We start from the raw sequence: 4090 nt of genomic DNA on the forward strand, positions 1-4090 counted from the left end.
ATAGGTATTAGTTTTGTTTAATTTTGTATTCAGATTTGCCATTTTATGTTTTAAGGTTGAATAGAGTACAAATTAGGAAAGATAATTGAATGATGCGAAATTTTTATTGATGCTTTCGATAAAAATTTCTAAAATACAATCCTTAAAATAATTTAGAATGAAGTTTTTGAATTATTTTCGCATGATAATCCATAGCAAAATATGAACAAAATAATCACATTCAGCTTTATTCTGCTTTACTATTTCTCAATTTATCAAACTAATGCTCAAACTTGCCGAGAAACTTATATTGCTTGTAGTTCTTTCAACGAAAACACATTAACTCAATGTGGAACTTCATTTACGTATCCTGCAACTACATTAAATAATCCATGTGTACAAGGGTCTATAAATACCTATTACGACTGTGGTTTTGCATTGGGTACGCCAGAAAATCAAAATTGGTTTGTCATAACTGTTACCAGCGGAAATGGACAAGAACTTAACTTTGAATTTACAAATACTAATAATCAGGACATTAACGGTATTATTTGGGGACCTGTTAGTAATAACCTTGCAAGAGCTTGCGACTACGTAGCGAGTGTTCCTAATTCTTGTGATTTTGATACTGGAAATCCTAACCTCAGAATACAGCACGCCTACACTGGACAGACCTATATAATGATGCTCAATAATCATTCAGGACAAGCCACAAATATCAACATTAACCAACCAACAGGTGGTGGAAGTGTAAATTTTTGCCGTTTCATACCAAACAATTTCGCTTGTCAGAAACCAACGGCAAATGTACTTTCCAGTAAAACTGTTTTGCCACGTTATGAATCCAAAATGGAAATAGAATTTACTGGCACACCTCCATTTTTCTACACTTTCAAAGGAGGGAATTATGAATATAGTACACAACAAAATTATGCTTCTCATACAAATTACCCAGAGCAGTCCTACGAGTTAATCATTGAATCGGTTCGAAATTCTTGCGGATATGGTTCTATTCTCAATGCTGAATTTACGGGTAAGGTTCTTTCTAAAGACACTGTCTTGCGGTCATGCTACCTCTTTTCAGGCAACACCAAAGACGGTGTAAGTGCAAATGATGCAATTGTTGTTGGGGCAACACTCACACAAGACCGCAACAATGCACCCAATCAAGCATATTTATTTGATGGCATTGATGATGCCATCAATATGAGTGCCAGAGAATACCCGGGCGAGCAATATACACTTTCAGCATGGGCGAATGTAGCCACTTTGCCAACTAATGGCACAATTAAAAAAATACTTTCAATTGGTGCTGATGATTACGAACATTATATTGGGATAGCAAATAACGCCCAAACTGGCTTTCAACCCGCTTGGATTATTGGTGGTAAATTTTATGACGGTGCATCACCTTCTACCTTCTACAGTGCTAATGCAAACCAATGGGTACATATTGTTTCAGTCAAGACTTTAGATAAACTAAAATTATATATCAATGGCAATTTAGTGAGTGAAATAAATCAGGGTTCATTTCCACAATATGACCATAATCCGAAAGCACGAATCGGCGGAAGTGTAAACAACAGAGAATATTTTAATGGAAAAATTGATGATGTGAAAATATTTACGGGAGCATTAAAAGACCAACATATCTTGGATTTGTTTAACTCTAACGACTGTATATTTAGGTTATGTAACGCTATTCCAGAGATTACATTTCCAACTGTTGCCACAATCTTTGCGAATGACCAAGTATATCAAGGAGTTCGTATGAATCTAAATAATGTTACTTCAAATTCTTGTTTGATAAGTTTTGGGAAGGAAATGCCCAAAAGACCATACTTAACACAAGACGCTTCCAATATTACGTACTACAATTATTCTATTAATTCAGATTCATCAAAAACTAAAACTCTTCCTATTGCTCACTTCAGCGATAAATGTGGAACTGGAGTAGTCACCAACCAAGCAAGTGTACTTTTTACTCCGATTATAAAAAGTTGTTTATCGTTTAATAACGATTTTACTAATGATGCTTCTCAAATAAATGGTTATGGAAATGCTACTTTTACCGAAGACCGCTTCGGACAAGCCAATAAAGCTATCAGTCTTAATGGTAATCAAACCGTAAATTTGGGCACGGCAAACGCTTTTATCGGTAGAGCATACACCATCTCTGCGTGGATAAATTTATCGCAATATCCACAGAATAATCCAATGACAATCTTCGCAATGGGACAATATGGAATTGACCATGCTTTTATGATTAGTAAACGAGCCAATACAAACAATTTAGTATTAAGATACCAAGTAAATAGCAATGAAAATTTTATTGAAGAGCCAATTGATTTTCTTCTCAATAAATGGGTACACGTAGCCGTAACAAATAAAATGGGTAAAGTTTGGCTGTATGTTGATGGACAAATAATACGTACGGGCTATCTGAATCCGAGCGATTCATGGCTTGCCAACTCTATGGTCGGAGGTAGAACAGGCGGAAGTTCACCCAATAATTTCATAGGAAAAATAGATGATGTAAAAGTTTTTTATGCGAATCTAACAGATACCCAAATGCAAGAACTTTATCAGTCATTAGATTGTAATTACAGACCTTGTAACTTGAAACCCAAAGGTAAACTAACATGGCTTTCTGATGCCAATTATGGAGAATTTGCAACAGCTAAAATTGACTTTGAAGGGCCAGGTTCATGGATATACTCGCTCAATAATGGTCAAACCAACAATAAATTCACCACCGAATATAATCCTCATACAATTCACTATTCCATAGAAAACCTCCCTTATATAATAAAATTATCATCCGTTCAAAACGCCTGCGGATACGGTGAAGCCACTGGAACCATTGCAATAAATGTCTTGCCTAAAAGGCAAAATTGCTATCTACTTAATAATAATGGCGTAAATGCACTCGGAGGAAATAACGCTACACTCAATAATACGACTGCCACAACCGACCGATTTAATAACAACAACAACGCTTTAGAATTTAATGGCAACAATGCCTACGTTGACATTCCAATTACGGGTCTGCTTAATTCCGAATATAGCATTTCGATGTGGATAATGCCTTATAACCAAGCAAATACAACAACAAATGTTATTTCATTAGGAACGCTCAATAAAAGTCAAAAACTCAGTTATGCTTTTGATAATACCCTTAATAGCTGGGTTTGGCTGTTTTCATCATCATCATTCCAAGGCAACACAGTTATTAAATCTACTTTAGGCATAACTCCCAATCAGTGGCATCATATAGTTTTGGTTAGAGATATCCAAAAACAAAAGTTGTTTATTGATGGAACATTAGCTGGAGAAATCTCAGTCACAACCCCTCCTTACTATGAAAATTCATCATGCATTTTTCTCGGAAAAGGCCATAATATAAATGATGCTTTTGCAGGAAAAATAGACGAAGTGAGGTTTTTTAAGGGAACAACCAACTTTAGTGAAGTCCGAAATATTTATCAGAATTCAGCCAGTTCTTGTGATTTTACTTCTTGCCCCAATATTAAGATAAATGAAGAAAATATAACAGGCACTAAAATTATTGAATCAGGAAAAACGATTATGGCAAGTAATCAAGTTATGTCAAATGCAAACGTCATTTTCGATTCGGGCAGCGAAATCATTCTAAACCCAGGCTTTAAAGTTGAAAGTAACGGTGTATTCAAAGCTATCATTGACGGTTGCGGAAATTAAACAAAAACTCACCAAACAGGTTAAATCAGAAAGACAAAAAGCAAAACCCTCATGCCCGAACTTCCAGAAGTAGAAACCTACCGCCGATATTTTGAAGAAACGAGTCTGTATCAGCCCATTGCGGATGTGTATGTACAAGACACGAAACTGCTCACAACTGATTATGATGTTTTGGTAGAGAAACTACGAAATAAGCAATTTATTGGCACCAAACGCATCGGCAAAAATCTATTTGCTCAACTCGATGCTCCCTATTGGCTACATTTTCACTTCGGCATGACGGGTGATTTAGCTTATTTCCGAGACGAAGAAGATACTCCACGTTTTGCCCGAATAGTTTTTCGTTTTGCGAATGGCTTCAAACTCGGATTTTTATGTCCAAGAAAATTTG

General features: G+C 35.8%; 2 protein-coding genes. Both read left to right on the plus strand.

The genetic code is table 11. From position 1 onward, the window contains the following. Positions 1-201 precede the first annotated feature (201 nt). Positions 202-3699, plus strand: a complete 3498-nt coding sequence (locus ACOVO2_RS17565; RefSeq protein ID WP_421771234.1) for a LamG domain-containing protein — start codon at positions 202-204, stop codon at positions 3697-3699. Between the two features lie 51 nt (positions 3700-3750). Beyond that, on the plus strand, positions 3751-4090 hold a 340-nt coding region (locus tag ACOVO2_RS17570), incomplete at its 3' end, for a DNA-formamidopyrimidine glycosylase family protein (protein ID WP_421771235.1).

The sequence above is a fragment of the Emticicia sp. genome, from assembly GCF_049241225.1.
GTDB lineage: Bacteria > Bacteroidota > Bacteroidia > Cytophagales > Spirosomataceae > Emticicia.